General features: G+C 58.0%; 15 protein-coding genes. 8 read left to right on the top strand and 7 right to left on the bottom strand.

The window, feature by feature from the left end:
* Positions 1-266 precede the first annotated feature (266 nt).
* Genes ATY78_RS11650 through ATY78_RS11640 form a run of 3 tightly spaced genes read left to right on the top strand, consistent with a single transcriptional unit; the run spans position 267 to position 3,227 of the window.
* Entirely contained in the window at positions 267-851 is a 585-nt protein-coding gene (locus ATY78_RS11650; protein ID WP_088682481.1) for a glutathione S-transferase family protein, read from the top strand.
* A gap of 35 nt (positions 852-886) precedes the next feature.
* Complete coding sequence (locus tag ATY78_RS11645) at positions 887-1,987, top strand: NmrA family NAD(P)-binding protein (RefSeq protein ID WP_088682480.1); 1,101 nt, start codon at positions 887-889, stop codon at positions 1,985-1,987.
* Between the two features lie 40 nt (positions 1,988-2,027).
* Positions 2,028-3,227: an acetyl-CoA C-acetyltransferase gene (locus ATY78_RS11640; protein ID WP_088682479.1), complete on the top strand. Its 1,200-nt coding sequence runs from the start codon at positions 2,028-2,030 to the stop codon at positions 3,225-3,227.
* 107 nt (positions 3,228-3,334) lie between these two features.
* Here ATY78_RS11640 and ATY78_RS11635 read toward each other — a convergent pair whose 3' ends face one another.
* A complete protein-coding gene (locus ATY78_RS11635; RefSeq protein WP_088682478.1) occupies positions 3,335-4,075 on the bottom strand; it encodes an NAD(P)-binding domain-containing protein in 741 nt (246 codons plus the stop codon).
* 11 nt (positions 4,076-4,086) lie between these two features.
* Positions 4,087-4,428: an LLM class flavin-dependent oxidoreductase gene (locus ATY78_RS11630; RefSeq protein ID WP_245313570.1), complete on the bottom strand. Its 342-nt coding sequence runs from the start codon at positions 4,426-4,428 to the stop codon at positions 4,087-4,089.
* Positions 4,429-4,627: 199 nt separating this feature from the next.
* On the opposite strand from ATY78_RS11630, the gene ATY78_RS11625 reads away from it, so the two are divergent.
* From ATY78_RS11625 to ATY78_RS11615, 3 genes are all read left to right on the top strand, one after another.
* Positions 4,628-5,245, top strand: coding sequence for a TetR/AcrR family transcriptional regulator (locus ATY78_RS11625; protein WP_245313552.1), 618 nt, complete (start codon positions 4,628-4,630; stop codon positions 5,243-5,245).
* A 362-nt stretch (positions 5,246-5,607) separates the two neighbouring features.
* On the top strand, positions 5,608-7,569 hold the full coding sequence (locus ATY78_RS11620) for a methyl-accepting chemotaxis protein (protein ID WP_088682477.1): 1,962 nt from the start codon (positions 5,608-5,610) through the stop codon (positions 7,567-7,569).
* Positions 7,569-7,748 (top strand): hypothetical protein, encoded by a 180-nt coding sequence (locus tag ATY78_RS11615; protein ID WP_088682476.1) that lies wholly within the window; start codon positions 7,569-7,571, stop codon positions 7,746-7,748. Before ATY78_RS11620 ends, ATY78_RS11615 begins: the two co-directional genes overlap by 1 nt.
* A gap of 186 nt (positions 7,749-7,934) precedes the next feature.
* Here ATY78_RS11615 and ATY78_RS11610 read toward each other — a convergent pair whose 3' ends face one another.
* The 5 genes from ATY78_RS11610 to ATY78_RS11590 all read right to left on the bottom strand — a co-directional run bounded on the left by ATY78_RS11610 (position 7,935) and on the right by ATY78_RS11590 (position 13,806).
* Entirely contained in the window at positions 7,935-8,915 is a 981-nt protein-coding gene (locus ATY78_RS11610; protein WP_088682475.1) for an AraC family transcriptional regulator, read from the bottom strand.
* 169 nt (positions 8,916-9,084) lie between these two features.
* Positions 9,085-10,527 carry an MATE family efflux transporter gene (locus tag ATY78_RS11605; RefSeq protein ID WP_088682474.1) on the bottom strand — a complete coding sequence of 481 codons (1,443 nt, stop codon included), beginning with the start codon at positions 10,525-10,527 and terminating at the stop codon, positions 9,085-9,087.
* Positions 10,528-10,724: 197 nt separating this feature from the next.
* On the bottom strand, positions 10,725-11,741 hold the full coding sequence (ftsZ, locus tag ATY78_RS11600; protein ID WP_088682473.1) for a cell division protein FtsZ: 1,017 nt from the start codon (positions 11,739-11,741) through the stop codon (positions 10,725-10,727).
* 130 nt (positions 11,742-11,871) lie between these two features.
* On the bottom strand, positions 11,872-13,140 hold the full coding sequence (gene fabF, locus ATY78_RS11595; RefSeq protein ID WP_088682472.1) for a beta-ketoacyl-ACP synthase II: 1,269 nt from the start codon (positions 13,138-13,140) through the stop codon (positions 11,872-11,874).
* A 75-nt stretch (positions 13,141-13,215) separates the two neighbouring features.
* Entirely contained in the window at positions 13,216-13,806 is a 591-nt protein-coding gene (locus ATY78_RS11590) for a TetR/AcrR family transcriptional regulator (protein ID WP_088682471.1), read from the bottom strand.
* 97 nt (positions 13,807-13,903) lie between these two features.
* Here ATY78_RS11590 and ATY78_RS11585 point away from each other — a divergent pair, with 97 nt between their 5' ends.
* The gene (locus ATY78_RS11585) at positions 13,904-15,016 is read left to right on the top strand and encodes an efflux RND transporter periplasmic adaptor subunit (RefSeq protein ID WP_088682470.1); all 1,113 of its coding nucleotides are present in this window, start codon (positions 13,904-13,906) and stop codon (positions 15,014-15,016) included.
* Positions 15,016-18,129 (top strand): efflux RND transporter permease subunit, encoded by a 3,114-nt coding sequence (locus tag ATY78_RS11580; protein ID WP_088682469.1) that lies wholly within the window; start codon positions 15,016-15,018, stop codon positions 18,127-18,129. The genes ATY78_RS11585 and ATY78_RS11580 overlap by 1 nt, the downstream gene beginning before the upstream one ends.
* Positions 18,130-18,146 lie beyond the last annotated feature (17 nt).

Here is an 18,146-nt window from a genome sequence, read left to right as displayed (position 1 = left end):
CATTTCATCGAACCGCTATTTTAGCCGCCTCTGACCGTTACAGCTTCAACTGACGTCAGCCACAGTTGAACTCAACGCGGTGGGAGTCCGGTTCGCCAAGGGATCAATTTCCCACACATCCCGCCACACGTTTTATTTGACTCGTAATCTAAATTCCATATAGATTTCGATAGAAATCCAAATTCGCTTTCCGATCAGGCAAAAGTGGCCCAGCCCACTTACGCTTGGACCAAGTTGTAAACCACACACATCACCGAATGACGGCTATGCATCCAACTGTATCAATCTTCAAGAACCCTCCCGACGGCGGCCGGGGCTATCACAGGGATATGCGCGTACGTTGGGCACTTGAAGAAGTTCGCCAGCCTTATCAATTGCGCCTGCTTTCGTTTTCCGAAATGCGCCGTCCCGAATACCGCAAGCTTCATCCCTTCGGTCAAATGCCGACATATGAGCAGGGGGATCTGGTACTTTTCGAGTCCGGGGCGATTGTCCATCATATCGCCCAATCCTATTCCGGCCTGCTACCGCCGGATCAAAATGCCAGGTCTCGCGCCGTCATGTGGATGTTCGCGGCATTGAATACGGTTGAGCCGTGCGTAGACTCCGGAAGCGTGGGCTATTTGGTTCAACGGCTTCACGAACTGTCCGCTGTGCTTGATGCGCACGATTGGCTCGATGGAGAGTTCAGTGGGGGAGATCTGTTGATGGTGTCGGTGCTGCGTCCGCTGCGTGGAAGTGACGTCCTGCAGGACACTCCAAATCTTGGCGCCTACATCGCACGCGCTGAAGCTCGACCAGCATTCCAGCGCGCGCTAACGATGTCTTCCGACTTGATCCGAACGGCATAGCCGCAACCTGTAATCAAACAACGGAAAAAGCTCGTATGTCATTCAACACCAAGCGGATTTTTGTGATCGGGGCCACCGGAGCCCAAGGAATGTCTGTCGTGAAGGGCTTGGTCAGCGACGGCCAGTATAATGTTCTCGCTTTGACCCGTGACCGTACGTCAGATCGCGCGAAAGAACTTCTGGATTTAGGCAATGTCTCTGTCTTGCAAGGCTCCTTTGCGGATGAGGATATTGTTCGTCGAGGTCTTCGAGAGTGCGACGGGGCCTTTGTCAATATTGACGGGTTCAACACGGGGGAAAAGACAGAGACTTATCTCGCAATGAGAATTTATGAGATCGCCTTGGAGGAGGGGATCAAGTTCTTCGTTTTCGGCAATCTCGATTATGTCCTGAAAAAATCTGGATATGACTCGCGCTTTCGAACGGGCCATTATGACGGTAAAGGCCGCGTGGCCGAGTGGATTTTGTCGCAAAACCAAGACAATACTGCGAGGATGGGTGCCGCGATATTTACCACCGGCCCATACATTGAAATGGCATTTTCGCCCTTCACTCCTATGACGCCAAGAGTCGAGGACGGCGTTGTCACATGGAGGGTGCCGCTTGGCCAAGGCGCCGTGGTCCATGTCTCACTGGAAGACTGCGCATTTTACGTACGCTGGCTTTTCGACAACCCTGAGCGGTCCACGGGGATGAATCTTGAGGTTGCCATCGAACATGTCCGCTACGACGAGCTGGCCGCCGCCTTCGAACGTGTGACGGGACATCCAGCACGCTACATCGACACCGACATCGACGATTATTTCGGCGGGCCGCTTAAAAACGCAGCCGATCGTCCGGCTGGCTACAATGCGGACCCCGCAGACAAAAGCACCATGAGTTTCAGGGACAATTTCACAGGCTTCTGGAACATGTGGAAACATGACGTCATCAAACGCGACTACCGGCTTCTTGATGAGATTCATCCCAACAGATTGAAGTCCATCGATCAGTGGCTCGAGCGGCATGAGGAGTTGGCGCGCAAAAGCGGGCTCCCTTCGCTTTGGGACAAGATCCAGCCCGACGCGTTGCGAAACAGCTTTTCGATTTTGAAGAGTAGTGAGGATCGGCAGAAGGGCAATCTCGGGGGACTTTGAGCGCCCGGCATGCTGTTCCAAAACCTGTGAGGAGAATCCGATGGTTAACCACTCTGCACCCGACATCGTCATCTGCAATCCCGTTCGAACCGCGATCGGCACCTTCAACGGCTCTCTCAAAGAACTGCCGGCGACGGAACTTGGTGCGCTCGTGATTGCCGAAACTTTGAGACGATCGACGCTGGCTCCGTCAGAGATCGGTTCAGTGGTGATGGGAAATGTCATTCAGGCTGGGAACAAAATGAACCCGGCACGCCAAGCTGCAATCAGAGGCGGCCTTCCTGTAAGCGTGCCAGCCATGACGGTGAACAGGGTCTGTGGTTCCGGCGCTCAGGCGGTCGTGAGTGCCATCCAGCAGATCGTCGCCGGAGAGTGCGAAGCGGTGGTCGCTGGAGGAATGGAAAACATGGACCGCGCTCCATACTTGATGACTGGCGGACGCTGGGGCTACCGGATGGGTGCTGCAGAGATACTCGACAGCATGCTCACGGACGGTCTCGTCGACGCCTTTTCCGGGGCGCATTCCGGCTGGCACACGGAGGACCTCGTTGCGACGTCGCAACTCACTCGCACAGAGCAAGATGACTTTGCTCTGCGCTCGCAGCAGCGCTTCGTTGCCGCCCAGGATAGTGGCAAGTTTGTGCGGGAAATCGTACCGATTGAGCTAACGACAAAAAAGGGTATGGCGGTCTTCGCCGTCGATGAAGCCCCGCGGCCGGACACCACCATGGAGTCACTTTCAAATTTGCGGCCCGCCTTCCGCAAGGATGGAACCATCACCGCTGGCAACGCGCCCGGTCTCAACAGCGGTGCTGCGGCGATGATCGTGACAAGTGCCGATTTTGCGCAGCGCCATGGTCTAGAGACCATGGCGCGCGTTGCAGCGTACGGCATCGCCGGGGTCGAGCCCGGCCTATTCGGCCTCGGACCCGTGCCGGCTGTTAGGATCGCCCTGGAGCGCTCCGGTTGGTCGCTGGCAGACATCGAGCGCATCGAGATCAACGAAGCCTTCGCTGCCGTGCCATTGGCCGTTCAGAAAGAGCTCGGTCTTCCCTTGGACATTGTCAATGTGGATGGCGGAGCTATTGCGCACGGACATCCGATTGGAGCAACCGGGGCCGTGCTGATCACGCGCCTCCTCTACGCTCTGGAGCGTGAGGACCTGAGGCGAGGAATCGTTACGCTCTGCATCGGTGGCGGACAGGGCATCGCCATTGCGCTGGAGCGGCTGACCACCTAACCGCCGATCACGACGCACATGTTTACGAGGCCAACTACTCAAGCGTTTGCACTCGCTGACAATCCCCTGCAGACTGGCGAGCGGCTGCTGATCTCGCGCCCACTGCCTCAGCGCGGAGCGGTGACCTCCCGGTTGCGGGCAACAATCGCCTCGTGGCTGATCGGCTCGACACTCCTCATAAGTCCATTCATTACCGTGTCGCGATCACGGGCCAAGCGGTTCTGATCGGCAGAAGCCAGAGCATGACGAAGATCTGGAGCCGACAGTTCGGTACAATAGGCGGGTGAACCTGGCTGCTGCCGCCAGGAATCAGCCAGATCTCCTGCATCAAGTGCATCAAAGCCGGCGGTTTCAACGATACCCTGCGCTACGCTCTTTCCGCGTTGATCGTCTCCAGCAACAGGGATTGCAATCCGACCCGCAGTCCCCTTAGTTGCTCCACTTTGTCCCAGCGTATAGGCCAGAACAGCATTGAACGCTTTGATAACTGGCCGGCCAAGTTGCTCGCTGACCCAGATGCTCTCTGGTTTGCCTGCGTTGACCTCGGCGATCTGCCCGTCACGCTGCGGGTAATAGTTGGAAGTGTCGATGATTGTCACGTCGGCCGGAACATCGGCGAACAGCTCTGCGACATCAGGGATTTTCGCAAACGGAATGGACAGAACGATCACTTCGACGCCTTTTACTGCGTCCCGTGCGGTGGCCGGCACTGCACCAATCTTTTCTGCCTGGTCCCGGACGGCGTCAGGCCCTTTGGAACCCGCCAGCTTCACAGAATGTCCAGCCGCGACGAGCTTCTTCGCGATCGTCCCGCCGATATTGCCTGCACCGATAATTCCAATATTCATTTGCCTTCCTTTCAGCATTTGGATGTGAAGCCGCGGATCGAGCCCACATTGAGGGGGTACGCCGAGATGGGCGCGCAGGGTGGAGCCTTCGTAGTCATGGCCTTGAACTGACGCGCGAGATTATAGGGTTCATTGAATGTAGCCGAGCCTGTAGCCACCAGTCCGATCCGGCTGGTCCCGCGCGCGACCGCAGCGAGCGTCATCATCGGATCGATAGTGATCTGTGGGGCTTCGTTTTCGATATCGCCCTTCATTGCCGGGAAGTCGGGGACGAAGAGGAACTGAAATTTGCCGCGCTCCGCCAGCGTAGCGCACCTGATTGTCGAAGTTGGTATAACCCATGGGATCAACACCCGGCATACGCCAAGCACCGGGCTGCGAACCGTAGCCGTTGCCAAAATGCATGCTTATGATCATCTGCCGGGCCACAATGGATCCTCCTGCCGCAAAAAGTGCGTTTGGCCGGGGACCGCATTTGCTGTTTGACGAGCCGGCTACTAGCTATATGGAGAGCCTCTCCGTTTCGCAACAAATATGGAGAGTGTCTCCACTTTGCAAGAGGGCAGTGATTTTATGTCTCCAACTTCATCCTCACGCAGCGCCCGCAAGGATGCGCAATATAACAGAGCGCAGATATTGGATGCGGCGAGCCGCGCATTCGCAAGCCAGGGGGTCGACGCTTCCATGGACGCCATTGCCAAGGATGCGGGTGTCGGGGCAGGTACGTTGTATCGGCATTTCCCGAACAAGGATGCTCTGCTGGCCGCGTTGCTTGATGCACACTACCAAACTTTGGAGACAAAGCGCCAACTTATCGCCAGCGAAGACATCGAAGCTGACCAAATGCTCGACCGGTGGATAGATGCGCTCGGTGACTGGATGCTGGTCTACAACGGCTTGCCGGAACCACTCCGCGCGGCATGGTCCGAGGTGCGGTCACCACTGTCGCCAACTTGTCGGCAAGCAATCGAAACCACCGATCAATTTTTGAACAAAGCGAAACGCGAGGGGAGAGCTCGTCAGGATTTGACGGGCCATGAGATCTTTCTTGCAGCACTGGCAATCGCTTGGGCGAGCGGCGCGTCCACCGCGGACGGCAGCACGCGGAGCGCGCTTCGGAATCTGCTGAAATTGGGCTGGACTACTGGAAAGGATCAACAAAGGAGTTGAGCATCCCTAGATGAGCCCAAATGCCTGTAGGCAAGGTCAGAGCCGTTCCTGATCAGTTGCCCGTGCCGTCAAGGACACGAGAGAAACGACTTTGCAACGCGACTGCCGCAACACTTGGACGACAGGAGCCGACTTGCTGGTTTCGGAAATCCTGTCTTGACCAAGGTCAAATTCGACCGTCCAGACTTTATCAGCCGTCGGCATAGATATCCACTTTTCACCAGAGTGTCCGTTTTGCGGAGCAAAGGAATTGTGTCCGGTTAAATGCAAGACCTTCTTAACTCTACTCGGCGAGTTCTCGGGGCAGCGTTGTGCCAATCAGCGGATCATCAAGCCGCTTACCTCTCTTCAGGAGCTCCTACATGAAACGAAATTTTGGATCCTTCGGAATCGGAACCCGCCTGGGGATGGGTTTTGGTTTTCTTCTGCTCTTGATGCTGGCGCTAACGCAATACTCGGCAAGCCAGGTCAACGCGATTAATGAAGGTCTAGGCCAGATCAACGACGTCAACAGTGTCAAGCAGCGCTTCGCCATTAACTATCGCGGCAGCGTTCACGATCGAGCCATTGCTATCCGGGATGTCACGCTGGTCGAAACACCTACGGAACTGCAGGCCGCCGTCGATCTGATTGCGAAATTGGCGGAAACCTACGCTGTTAACGAGAAAAAGATGGCGGACATGGTAGCCTCTTCCGCTGGCGCCTCCGTCGAGGAAACGACCATACTTGCTGAAATCGCCGACATTCAGGCGAAGGCCAATCCGCTGGTTGCACAAATCATCGATCTGCAGAAGAAGGGCGATAAAGCGCAGGCAAAGACCATTCTGCTTGAACAGGCTCGGCCTTTGTTCGTAGCTTGGCTAGGCGCAATCAACAAATTCATCGACTATCAGGAGGCTCTGAACCAGAAGCTTGGTGGAGAAGTTCGTCAATCCGCCAGTGGTTTCCAGACATTGGCATTCGGCTCACTCGCGGGCGCCATTCTTTTGGCGATCGCCTCAGCCCTCTTGACGGGCCGTTCAATTACGAAGCCCATCGCCAAGCTGCGGTCGGCACTCCACCGTATGGCAAGCGGGGAAGGTAACGAAGCTGATACTAGCCTCGACGCTCGCAGCGACGAAATCGGTGATCTTGCACGCGCTGTCGGCGCTGTCCGCGACACAATCAACGAGCAGGCGGCACGCCGGGCTGAAAGTGATGCCAACCGTGCGGCGGCAGAGCGCGAACAACTCGAGAGTACTGCCAGGGACCGCGAGGCGGTGGTGGCAGAAACCAATGATGCGGTCGCACGACTCGCTCAGGCGCTGGAGGCCATGGCCGACGGCAATCTCGCTTTCCGCCTTACTCGAGCATTCGGCCCTGCCTTGGACAGGCTGCGTGTGAACTTCAACAATTCCGCCGACAAACTGCAATCGACCCTGAAGGCCGTCGGCGGCAATGCGTTCTCGATCGACGCTGGCGCTGCTGAAATTAGCACAGCAACGAGCGATCTGGCTCGCCGCACCGAGCAACAGGCGGCATCGCTTGAAGAAACCGCCGCCGCACTCGATCAGATCACGGCGACGGTCAACGGCTCGACCGCGCGTGCGGAAGAAGCTCGTACCGTTGTCGCCAAGACGCGGGAGAATGCCGAGCGGTCCGGCGACGTGGTCAAGCGTGCGGTCCTCGCCATGGGACAGATCGAAAGCTCGTCCAGCGAAATCAACAACATTATCAGCGTCATCGACGAAATTGCATTTCAGACCAATCTCTTGGCACTCAATGCCGGTGTTGAAGCAGCACGTGCGGGCGAGGCTGGTAAAGGGTTTGCCGTTGTCGCCCAAGAGGTCCGAGAACTGGCGCAGCGCTCAGCGACTGCGGCCAAGGAGATCAAGCAGCTGATCCACACATCTGCCGAGCAGGTCCGCTCCGGCGTGGCGCTTGTCGACGAGACAGGCAACGCTCTCTCGGAAATCGTTTTGGAAGTGCAGGAGATCAATCAACACGTTGACGCTATCGTCGAGTCCGCAAGGGAGCAGTCAACCGCCCTTAAGGAGATCAACAACGCCGTCAATGCGATGGACCAGTTCACTCAGCAGAACGCTGCAATGGTCGAAGAAACTTCTGCGGCAGGACAGAAGCTGGCTTCCGAAGCGGCGGCGCTATCGGCCCAGCTTGGAAAGTTCCGTTTCGATGGTGCAGATGCTGCGTCGATCCATCTGGCAGGGCCTGGATCCGAGCCGCGACCTTCTGCTCCCGTCGCCATGATCCGGAAGATTTCATCAGCGTTCGGCGGTGCTAGGGGTTCGGCGGTCTCAGCCGCGCAGCAATGGGAGGATTTTTGATGGGCAATCTTATCATCCTCCCTGTCAGCAAACCCGGGGATCGTTCAAAATCGATCGAGGTCGAGATAAGACTGAAAACGGAGGCTATGGAAAGCGCCCGGGACCAAATTCAGGAGGTCTTCGCTAAACTTGCGGTCATTCAAGATGAACTTGCACGGGTGCGGATCTGTGGCACTTAACCCGAGACAGCTCACCAACGATTGTCTCCACAAGAAAGTGTTATTGTGCAATCGCCGCGCTTTCGGCGCGGGGCTAGGAGCGGATTGCTTTTCCGCAACATCAGTTCGCTGGGGCGGTGGTTTCGAAGCACAGCTGAACCAATCGCGGACGCCAGTCGTCCGCGGCTTCTCCCTTGAGAAAGGCGACTAACGAGTCTGCCGCATCTTCGTTTGCTGCGGGGTTTCCCCGTAAACGGACTTGTAGAATGCGGAAAAGCGGCCTGGGTGGAAGAAACCCCACTTGAGACAGATGGTCTTGACGGATTGGCGGTTAGAAGCGTCCAGAAGGTCTTGTCTGACGGCCTGCACTCGCAGCATTCTTAAGTAGTTTGCCGGTGTCTCACCTTTGAAATTTCGAAATCCATTTTCTAGGGCACGAACGGATACATTGATCGATTGTGCGACCGTCGAAATTGTGATCGGGGTACTGATATTTTCCTGCATGAAATCTATAGCGCGTCGAACATGCCACGGCGCTGGCGTGATCCTTTGCTGGTCAAAACGTCCAGGATAGCGATGGCGCACCGAGCCAACCAGCAAATGAGCGAACGCTTCGGTCAGGCTAGCCATTGCCAACGGAGACTGTCGCAAGCCCCCGTCTTCACGCATGCCACAGATCAACGTCTCAGTTAAATTCTTGAACAGCGGACCCGTGTGGCTCAAGTCGTCGACCACGGGTGCCAGATCCAGAGATCCGCTCAAGGGAGCGTCGAAAAAATCGACGAATGCCTTGGAGATCACGCTCCAGTCCAGAAAAAACTTCTCTGATCTGTGAAAGGCGCCACCGACAAGGAAGTGGTCCACCTCATGATTGTGTCCAACGAGTATCTGGCCAGGCGACGCTATCGCCTGGATATCACGTCGCCCTATTCCGCAGATGCCGTGACGGGGCACATACACCGCAAGCCATGCCGGAGCATCCGATGTCGGCCGACATTTCAGCTCTCCATTACATTCGAACCTGGCAGATGTCATCGTTCCATTAGACCAACCATCAGCAGTCCAGCTAAAACCTGTGAGCGTATTGGTGGGTGTGGCTTCGAGCCGAGCAACCTCGGCCAGTGTGTCAAACATGCTCTGGGCATTCGCACCAGCGCATGGTGGCGTGACATCTGCGCTATTGTTCATGTGAATGCTCCGAAGGTCAAAGACATACAGCCTGATGCGAATGGTTTGAATTCAAAAGTACGAAAACGAAGACGGCTGGATGAAGCGAAACTCGTTGCTTCAACATCTATATTATCCCGCCATTTAAATTCAGACCAATGGCGGAAGCTATTCAAATCCATCATCCAGGCTAGCCGGCTATGCGAGACGTATTTTTGGATGTCCCATCCGTCGCGTATCGGAATTCTCGATCGCGGCCCCCCTGTAGCTCGACTTTCTCCCATTTCGGCCAATACACAGCTATGGTCGACAGGATTCCATAGATGATGGCCGATAGCGCCACGATAGCGTACAACGTTGGAAGGTCAGCACCCATCCATTCGACCGTGGCCCATCCTATGAACGCGGCAATGACCATACGCATAGTCCCTGCGAGAACGGGAAGCAGCACTCGCTTTGCGCCTTGACTGGCGAAGTAGAGTGCTAACCCAAAGGCGACAACCGGATAGAAGGGTGCGACCGTCGTCAGATAGAGACTGCCCTGAGCCACGACCTCGACCGAGCCAGTGAACAGCCGCATCCACACCCATGGCCAAGCGGTCGCCACGATTCCTACAACGGCTGAGAACCCGAAAGCCAAAGCAGCGCCAAGCCATGCGACCCTGCGGGCGCGTTCCACCTGACCCGCTCCGATATTGAGCCCCACCATGGTAACGATAGCGGTCCCGACGCCGAAAATGACCGGTATCTGGAGGTAGTCCAGCCGCGAGGCGATGCCGTAGCCTGCCAAGGCGTCGATCCCGAAATGGCCGACGGCTGCCGTGACGAAAACGACGGAGAGATTGACCTGGATGGTTCCGATCGCAGATAGAAGGCCCACGCCCAGGATCTCACTGAACAGGCGCCGCTCCAGGCGCACGATCCTTAATCTCAGGGTGCTACGGCCGGATCGCAAATACGAGACCAGAGCCAATGCCGCAATGAGATAATACACGACCACTGCAACGCCGCCGCCGGCCACCCCCATGTTTGGAAATGGCCCCCAACCGAAAATGAGCGCTGGAGAAAGAGGAAGAAGAATAAACGTTCCAGAAATGATGACAATCGCCGGGACCTTCGGGTTGCCTGCGCCGCGCAGCGCGGATGACAGCAGTGCCGTGACCCAGATCGGAACTGCGCCTGAAAATACGACCGCCGAGTAAGTCAACGCAGCGTTTAATGCGTCGCCCTCGCCCCCCATCGACCGATAGAGCACTGATCCGAGCGAGAATGCCAGCGTCGTGAACAAGATCCCAAACACCCATGCAATCACGACCGAATGCCACACCAGTGCATCGGCGTCGTCCCGCCGGCCGGCGCCTATCGCTCGAGCGACGGCTGCGGCAGTTCCGCCTCCAATTCCACCGTTCGACATCATCTGCATGAGCATCAGCACAGGGAACACCAGGGTTACACCAGCGACAGCATCGGTACCCAAAAAGCTGACGAAATAGGTCTCCGCTACACCAACGGATGTTTGCACCACGAGCACGAGCACCGTCGGTATCGAGAGACGCATAATTGCCGGGATGATGGGGCCGGCGAGAAGGCTTCTGCGATCACTGGTTGGCGCATTGCTTGTGACTCGGCCCATGGCATTCCCTGCAAGTTCGTTCGCACCCATTTAGAAGGAAAAGGAAATCTAAGTCAATATTTAGATGTCATATAACATCTAAACATATATGATCGAGCCACTCGCATGAAATTCGCCCCGCGACGCCAGATCGAAAGGTTTATGCATTGATGTTATTGATGTTCGCCGACTTGGCCGTGCGACTTTTCGGCGCCGCGTCATCTGAGAGCGTGGACAGGGATGTGTTTCTGTACGCGTTCCCCCAAGACAACCACATCCGCCGACCGCCTGAGGCCGGTCGCTATGATCGAAACCTTCAGCTTTTCGCCGAGAGATTCATCGAATGTGGCACCCAGGGTGATCTCGGCATCCGCATCGACCTGATCACGAATGCAACTCGCTGCCTCATCGACTTCGAACAAGGTCAGTTCTCGGCCGGCCGCGATCGACACCAGAATGCCTTTCGCACCTTTCAGGGTCGCCTCCCCAAACAGAGGGTTTTCTACAGCCGCCTTCGCCGCGTCGGCCGCGCGACCTGGCCCTGAGGCCTCGCCTGTGGCCATGACGGCTGGTCCCATCTCCTGCATCACGGACCGGACGTCAGCAAAATCGAGATTGATCAGGCCTTCCTTCGTGATCAGTTCCACGATCGACATGACCCCCGAATAAAGAATCGAGTCGGCCATCGCGAAGGCCTCTTCGAGCGTCGTGTGGGGACCCGAAAGCCGGAACAGGCTCTGGTTCGGAACGACAATAACGGTATCCGCCGCATGGACCAGTTGTTCGATGCCTTGTCTGGCCTGGCGAGCCCGGTGCGTTCCCTCGAAGCTGAACGGCTCCGTGACGACCGCGACAGTGAGAATGCCGGCCTTGCGCGCTGTATGCGCAATCAACGGTGCCGCGCCGGTTCCTGTACCACCTCCCATTCCGGCGGTCAGGAAACACATATGAGTATCGCTCAGATGCGTCATGATCTGATCGATCGATTCCTCGGCCGCAGCCCGGCCGAGTTCCGGCAGCGAGCCTGCACCCAGCCCCTCGGTGACTGTCACGCCAAGCTGGACAATGTGGTGGGCTTTAGACATCGCAAGCGCTTGTGCATCGGTGTTCACGGCAATGAACTCCGCACCGGACAGGTTTCGTGCGATCATGCTGTTGACCGCGTTGCCACCGCCTCCACCAACGCCGATTACTGCAATCTTGGGCTTCCAGCCGGTCATCTCAAGCGAAGGCATCACTACTATCCCATTCGGTTTCAATCTTGGCACTCGCAACGGCATCGTCTGCTAAATGCTCAGAATATCAAGCTTCTGCTTAGGAGCTCTGCCGCAGCTTCATCTTCTGGACCTGTGTTGTTCAGGCAGGTCATTCGCTCCAGCGCCGGAAAAGAGCGCTCGCGTTCACACCCCCGAACCCAAATCCGTTGGTAATTGCATAGTCCATCTGAACCGGCCGGGACTTGTTTGCGACAAAGTCGATTCCGTCGCCTGCAGGATCGGGCGCGTTCAGGTTCAACGTTGGCGGTGCGACCTGGTCTCTGAGAGCCAGGATCGTGAAGATAGCTTCCAGTCCACCTGCGGCGCCAAGAAGATGCCCGGTCGCGGATTTCGTGCCGCTGACCGCGATCCCTGCAGTCGAACCGAACACCGTCTTAATCGCCTCGATTTCCCCTCGATCGCCAAGCGGGGTCGACGTGGCGTGCGCATTGAGATGCTGGATCTCATGTGCGGCAATCCCCCCCTGCCTGATCGCGATTTGCATGGCTCTCGCCGCGCCTGATCCGTCTTCAGGACCGGACGTCACATGATAGGCATCCGCCGTTGTTCCGTAGCCCACCAGTTCGGCCAACGGTTTCGCCCCACGAGCCAGAGCGTGGCTCAGGGATTCGATCACAAGGACGCCCGCACCTTCACCCATCACGAAGCCGTCGCGCATCATGTCGAACGGCCTGGAGGCGAGGGCAGGAGTGTCGTTGAACCCGGTTGACAGGGCCCGAGCGGCTGCGAAGCCTCCGAGGCTGACAGTGTTCATGCACGCTTCCGTCCCACCGCAGACGGCAATGTCCGCCTCGTTCGCCCGGATCATCCGGGCCGCGTCGCCGATTGCCTGGACGCCGGCCGCACATGCTGTCACCGGAGCGCCGAGCGGCCCCTTTAGACCATGCCGGATGGAAACCTGACCTGCCGCTAGGTTGACCAGAAACGATGGAATGGTGAAGGGCGAAAGGCGTCGCGGCCCCTTCTGGTCGACGATTCGTACCGCGTCTGTGATCGCTGGAAAGCCGCCGATCCCGGAAGCGATGATCGTTGCCGTTCTGAGGCGATCCTCTTCCGAGACAGGTTTCCACCGGGCCTGTGCGAGGGCCTCGTCTGCCGCTGCCAGTGCGAAGAGGATGAAGCGGTCCACCTTGCGCTGATCCTTTGGTGGCAAGACGCTGTCAGGATCGAAACCAGCGTCGGCATCCTCTGCCACAGAGGGGACAACACCTCCGACCTTGGCGGGCAAATCGCCGACGATCTCGTCAGGAAGACGACGGATCCCGGACCTGCCCGCCAACAGGCGGGTCCAAGAGCTCTGGACGTTGGCACCGAGCGGGCTGACCGCTCCCATTCCCGTTACGACGACACGACGCATGATGACTCCAGAATAAAAACTGCGAACTAGCTGACTGCGGTTGCTGAACCGGTCAGGAACCTGTCGTTCCGGCCGTTACTCCGCCGCCTCCGAGGCTGCGACACGTTTTGCTTCGGTCGCGGCTGCTTCAAGCAGGCGGTCTGCCAGCTTCTCGTCGGTCACGATGCGCGACAAAGTGACCGCACCAACCATGAGCGCAAGCATCGCCATGGCCTTGCGGGGTGCATCGTCATCGTCACCACTGGCCGGCAACAGCTCTTCGATAACCTGCAGGTGGGCTTTGATACCGTCCTGAAACGGCTTGCGGACCTCGACGCTCTGGCGAGCCGCATCGGATCCAAGGGCGACCAGCGGGCAGCCGTCTCCGGTTTCCCCACGGTGCCCTGCCGAAAGATAAAGATCGACGACGCCCTGCAGTGGATCCGGGCTCAACGCAGCGACCGAGGACCATCTACGGGTTGCGCTTTCCATCGCTCGACGCGACGCAAGGGCTGCCAGGTCATCCTTGGATTCGAACTGCTTGTAGAAGCCGCCCTGGGTAAGACCGGCACCTTTCATCAGGTCCTTGAGGCCGATGCCATCGAAGCCCCGCTCGCGAAAGAGCCTGCTGGCGACGTTGATGACTGTCTCTCGGTTCGCTTCGGCCTGGGCACGACTGACCCTCATGATCATCTCCTTTTAGATTTCTGTTGACATCTATATACCTTTTAGAGTTAGAATGCAATCTAAGAATTGTGCTGCCACCATCAAGAAGGCCAGTGTCATGAAACGAACAATCCTCCTCTCAACCGTGGCAGTGGCCGCCCTTGTCGGCGTCGCCGCTGCAATTTTCCTGTTGCCGCCAACGAGCAAGGACGCGGAGGCTGCGGATCCCCGCAGTCTGGCTCCGCTGGTCAGCGTGACGAAGGTCAAGACCCCAGACGCAGCAAGCCGAAGCTTCACCGGCACGGTTGCTGCCCGCGTTCAAAGCGATCTCGGCTTTCGGGTGCCCGGAAAGATTGTCGAGCGGCTTGTCGGCCTTGGCGAAGAAGTCAAGGCGGGGCAGCCATTGATGCGGGTCGACGACACCGACCTGCGCCTTGCATTGTCGGCAAAGCGCAATGCCGTTGCGGCCGCCCGGGCAACATTGATTCAGGCGCAGGCCGACGAGCGGCGCTATGCTGCTCTCGTCAAGAACGGTTTGGCTGCTACTCCGCAGCGATATGAGCAGGCGAAGGCAGCGCTCGATACCGCGACCGCCCAGCTCGCCGCGGCCGAAGCAGAAGCGAAAGTTGCCGAAAACGAGGCGGCATATGCGGTTCTCGTGGCGGACGCGGACGGAACGATTGTTGAAACGCTTGGCGAGCCGGGGCAGGTGGTCTCGGCGGGCCAGCCGGTTATCCGCCTGGCGAAATCGGGACCCCGCGAAGCCCTCGTTTGGCTGCCTGAAAATCTGAGACCCGGGATCGGCGCCATGGCACAGGCCACTATCTATGGCCGAAGCACGGTAGAAAAGGCGGCCCTCAGGCAGATCTCCGATGCCGCCGATCCTCAAACCCGCACCTATGAAACGCGCTGGGTTCTGCAAGGTTCTGCAGCGGCCGCGCCGCTAGGGGCAACAGTTACAATAAGCCTGCAGAACGAAACAGCGCAGTCACACGCCGAAGTCCCCGTTGGCGCGCTGCTGGACGATGGCACCCGCACGGGTGTCTGGGTCCTGGATGAGCAGGCTTCCAGCGTTCATTTCCGGGACGTGAAGGTCGAGCGGATCGGGGAGGAGAAGGCCATAGTCTCGAACCTGACGGCCGGGGAAGCGATCGTTGCCCTTGGGGCACATTTGCTTCAGGACGGCGCAAGCGTGCGCACCGGCGTTGAAAAGGCGGAGGCGGCAAACTGATGAGCTTCAATCTCTCCGCCCTCGCCGTCCGTGAGCGAGCCGTCACCCTGTTCTTCATCGTCCTCTTGGCCACCGCGGGGGCCTATGCCTTCGTCAAGCTGGGCCGAGCCGAAGACCCGTCATTCACCATCAAGACGCTGACAGTTACATCGGTTTGGCCGGGCGCGACCGCGCGCGAAATGCAGGATCTCGTCGCCGAACCGCTCGAAAAGCGCCTCCAGGAACTGACCTGGTACGACCGTGTGGAAACGACTACGCGACCCGGCTATGCCTTCCTGACAGTGACGCTAAAGGACAACACTCCAGCGTCGGCCGTCGAGGGGGAATTCTACCAGGCGCGCAAGAAACTTGGCGATGAAGCTCGAAATCTTCCTCCCGGCGTCATCGGTCCTTTCATCAATGACGAATACTCAGACGTCAGCTTCGCCCTTTATGCCTTGAAAGCAAAGGGCATGGCGATGCGCGACCTCGTGCGACAGGCCGAGACGATCCGCCAGGACATGCTTCACGTTCCGGGCGTGAAAAAGATAAATATTCTCGGCGAGCAGCCGGAACAGATTTTCGTCGAATTTTCCTATTCCAAGCTCGCAACTCTCGGGATCTCGGCGCAAGACATCGCCGCTGCCCTGCAACGGCGCAATACCGTGACCCCGGCCGGATCGATCGATACGCAGGGTCCGCAAGTCTTCATTCGGTTCGATGGTGCCTATGACAGCGTCGAGTCGATTGCCGATACGCCGATCGTCGCGGGTGGACGTGTCCTGAAGCTGTCGGATTTCGCCGATGTGCGCCGCGGCTATCAGGACCCGGCCACCTACGTCATTCGCCATGACGGCGAGCCCGCCATCATGCTTGGCGTGGTGATGCAGCAGGGTTGGAACGGGCTGGAACTCGGCAAGTCGCTCGAAGAACGATCTTCCAAAATTGCGGGAAGTTTGCCGCTTGGCATAACGCTGACGAAGGTGAGCGATCAGGCCGTCAACATCGACGCGGCGGTCGGTGAATTCATGCTCAAGTTCGCGATGGCACTTGGCGTCGTTCTATTCGTCAGTCTCGTCGCTCTCGGCTGGCGCGTCGGCATCGTGGTGGCGCTTGCGGTACCGCTGACACTCGCCGTTGTGTTTCTCATCATGCTGGAAACAGGCCGGTTCTTCGACCGCATTACGTTGGGCGCGCTGATCCTGGCGCTCGGTCTGCTCGTTGACGATGCTATCATTGCCATCGAGGTCATGGTGGTGAAGATGGAGGAAGGCATGGACCGTATCAAGGCGGCCGCCTATGCCTGGAGCCATACGGCCGCCCCCATGCTGTCGGGCACGCTCGTCACCATCATCGGACTGATGCCGGTCGGCTTTGCCAAATCCACCGCGGGCGAATACGCTGGCAACATCTTCTGGGTTGTCGGGTTTGCCCTGATCGTATCCTGGATCGTCGCGGTGATCTTCACACCTTACCTTGGCGTCAAGATGCTCCCTGAAATCAAGCCGGTGGAGGGCGGCCATCACGCCATCTATAATACCCCAAATTACAAACGCCTTCGCAGCACGATCGAGTTTGCTGTCCGTCACAAGTTTCTGACCTGCGGCCTCGTCGGCGTTATCATGGCTGTCTCCGTCGTTGGCATGGGCTCCGTGAAGCAGCAGTTCTTCCCGACGTCTGATCGTCCGGAGGTTCTGGTGGAAGTGCGCATGCCGGAAGGGACCAGCATCGAGACGACCACTGCAACGGTCGAGAAACTCGAAGGCTGGCTAAGGGAACAGCCTGAAACGGAAATCACCACCAGCTACATCGGCCAAGGCGCGCCGCGCTTCTTCTTCGCCATGGCGCCCGAATTGCCGGACCCGGCATTTGCGAAGATCGTCGTGCTGACACCCGACGCGCATGGACGCGAAGCCTTGAAGCATCGCCTGCGCGAAGCAGTTTCCGGCGGCTTGGCACCGGAAGCCTTTGTGCGGGTAACGCAGCTTGTCTTCGGCCCCTACACGCCATTTCCCGTCGAGTTCCGTATCATGGGACCGGATCCGGATAAATTATACAAAATCTCCGAACAAGCGCTTGCAATCATGAAGGGCGTGCCGGACGTTCGTCAGGCAAGCCGCGACTGGGGCAATCGCACGCCCGTGCTGCGCTTCATTCCCGATCAGGACCGGCTCAACCTCATTGGCCTTTCTCCCGCAGAGGCAGCCCAACAGATGCAGTTGCTGCTGAGCGGCGTGCCGATCACGCAGGTTCGCGAAAACATTCGTAACGTGCCCGTGGTCGCGCGGAGCGCCGGTGAAAACAGGCTCGATCCTTCGAGACTGGCGGACTTTTCCCTGATGAGTAGGGATGGCCGACCGGTTCCGCTCGACCAAATCGGTCACTCCGAAATCCGCTTCGAGGAGCCGATCATGAAGCGGCGTGACCGCACTTCAGTCATTACCATCCGCTCGGACATTAACGAGACCACCCAGCCGCCGGAAGTATCGCAGGAGGTCATGAAGGCCCTTCAGCCGCTGATCGCCTCTCTCCCTGTCGGCTACCGCATCGAAATGGGGGGCAACATTGAAGAATCACTGAAAGCGAATGTGGCACTTGTCCAGATCTTCCCTGCCATGATCGCCGCCATGCTGATCGTCATCATCCTCCAGGTTCGGAGCCTGTCGACCATGACAATGGTGATGCTGACGGGCCCGCTCGGGCTCGCGGGTGCTGTTCCGGCCTTGCTCATGTTCAATCAGCCCTTCGGATTTAACGCCATTCTGGGCCTGATTGGCCTAGCGGGTATTTTGATGCGCAATACCTTGATCCTGACAGAGCAGATCAAGGAAAATCAGGCGACTGGTCTGGATGATTATCATGCTGTCATCGAGGCGACTGTGCAGAGAACAAGGCCGGTCATTCTGACAGCGTTGGCGGCCGTGCTCGCCTTCATCCCTCTCACGCACTCTGTGTTCTGGGGATCCATGGCCTACACGCTGATCGGCGGCACGGCGGTCGGGACGATTATGATCTTGCTGTTTCTCCCTGCACTTTACGCGACCTGGTTCCGGATCAAACCGCCCAAGAGGGTCATTGTCCCAGACACGGAGGAGAAGATTCCGAGCCTGAAACTGTCGGCAGCAGCAGAGTGACCCTCATGTCCATACAA

Source organism: Rhizobium sp. R635 (genome assembly GCF_002211285.1).
GTDB lineage: Bacteria > Pseudomonadota > Alphaproteobacteria > Rhizobiales > Rhizobiaceae > Rhizobium.
Note: the sequence above shows the minus strand (reverse complement) of the source record. Positions and strands in the feature narration are given on the sequence as shown.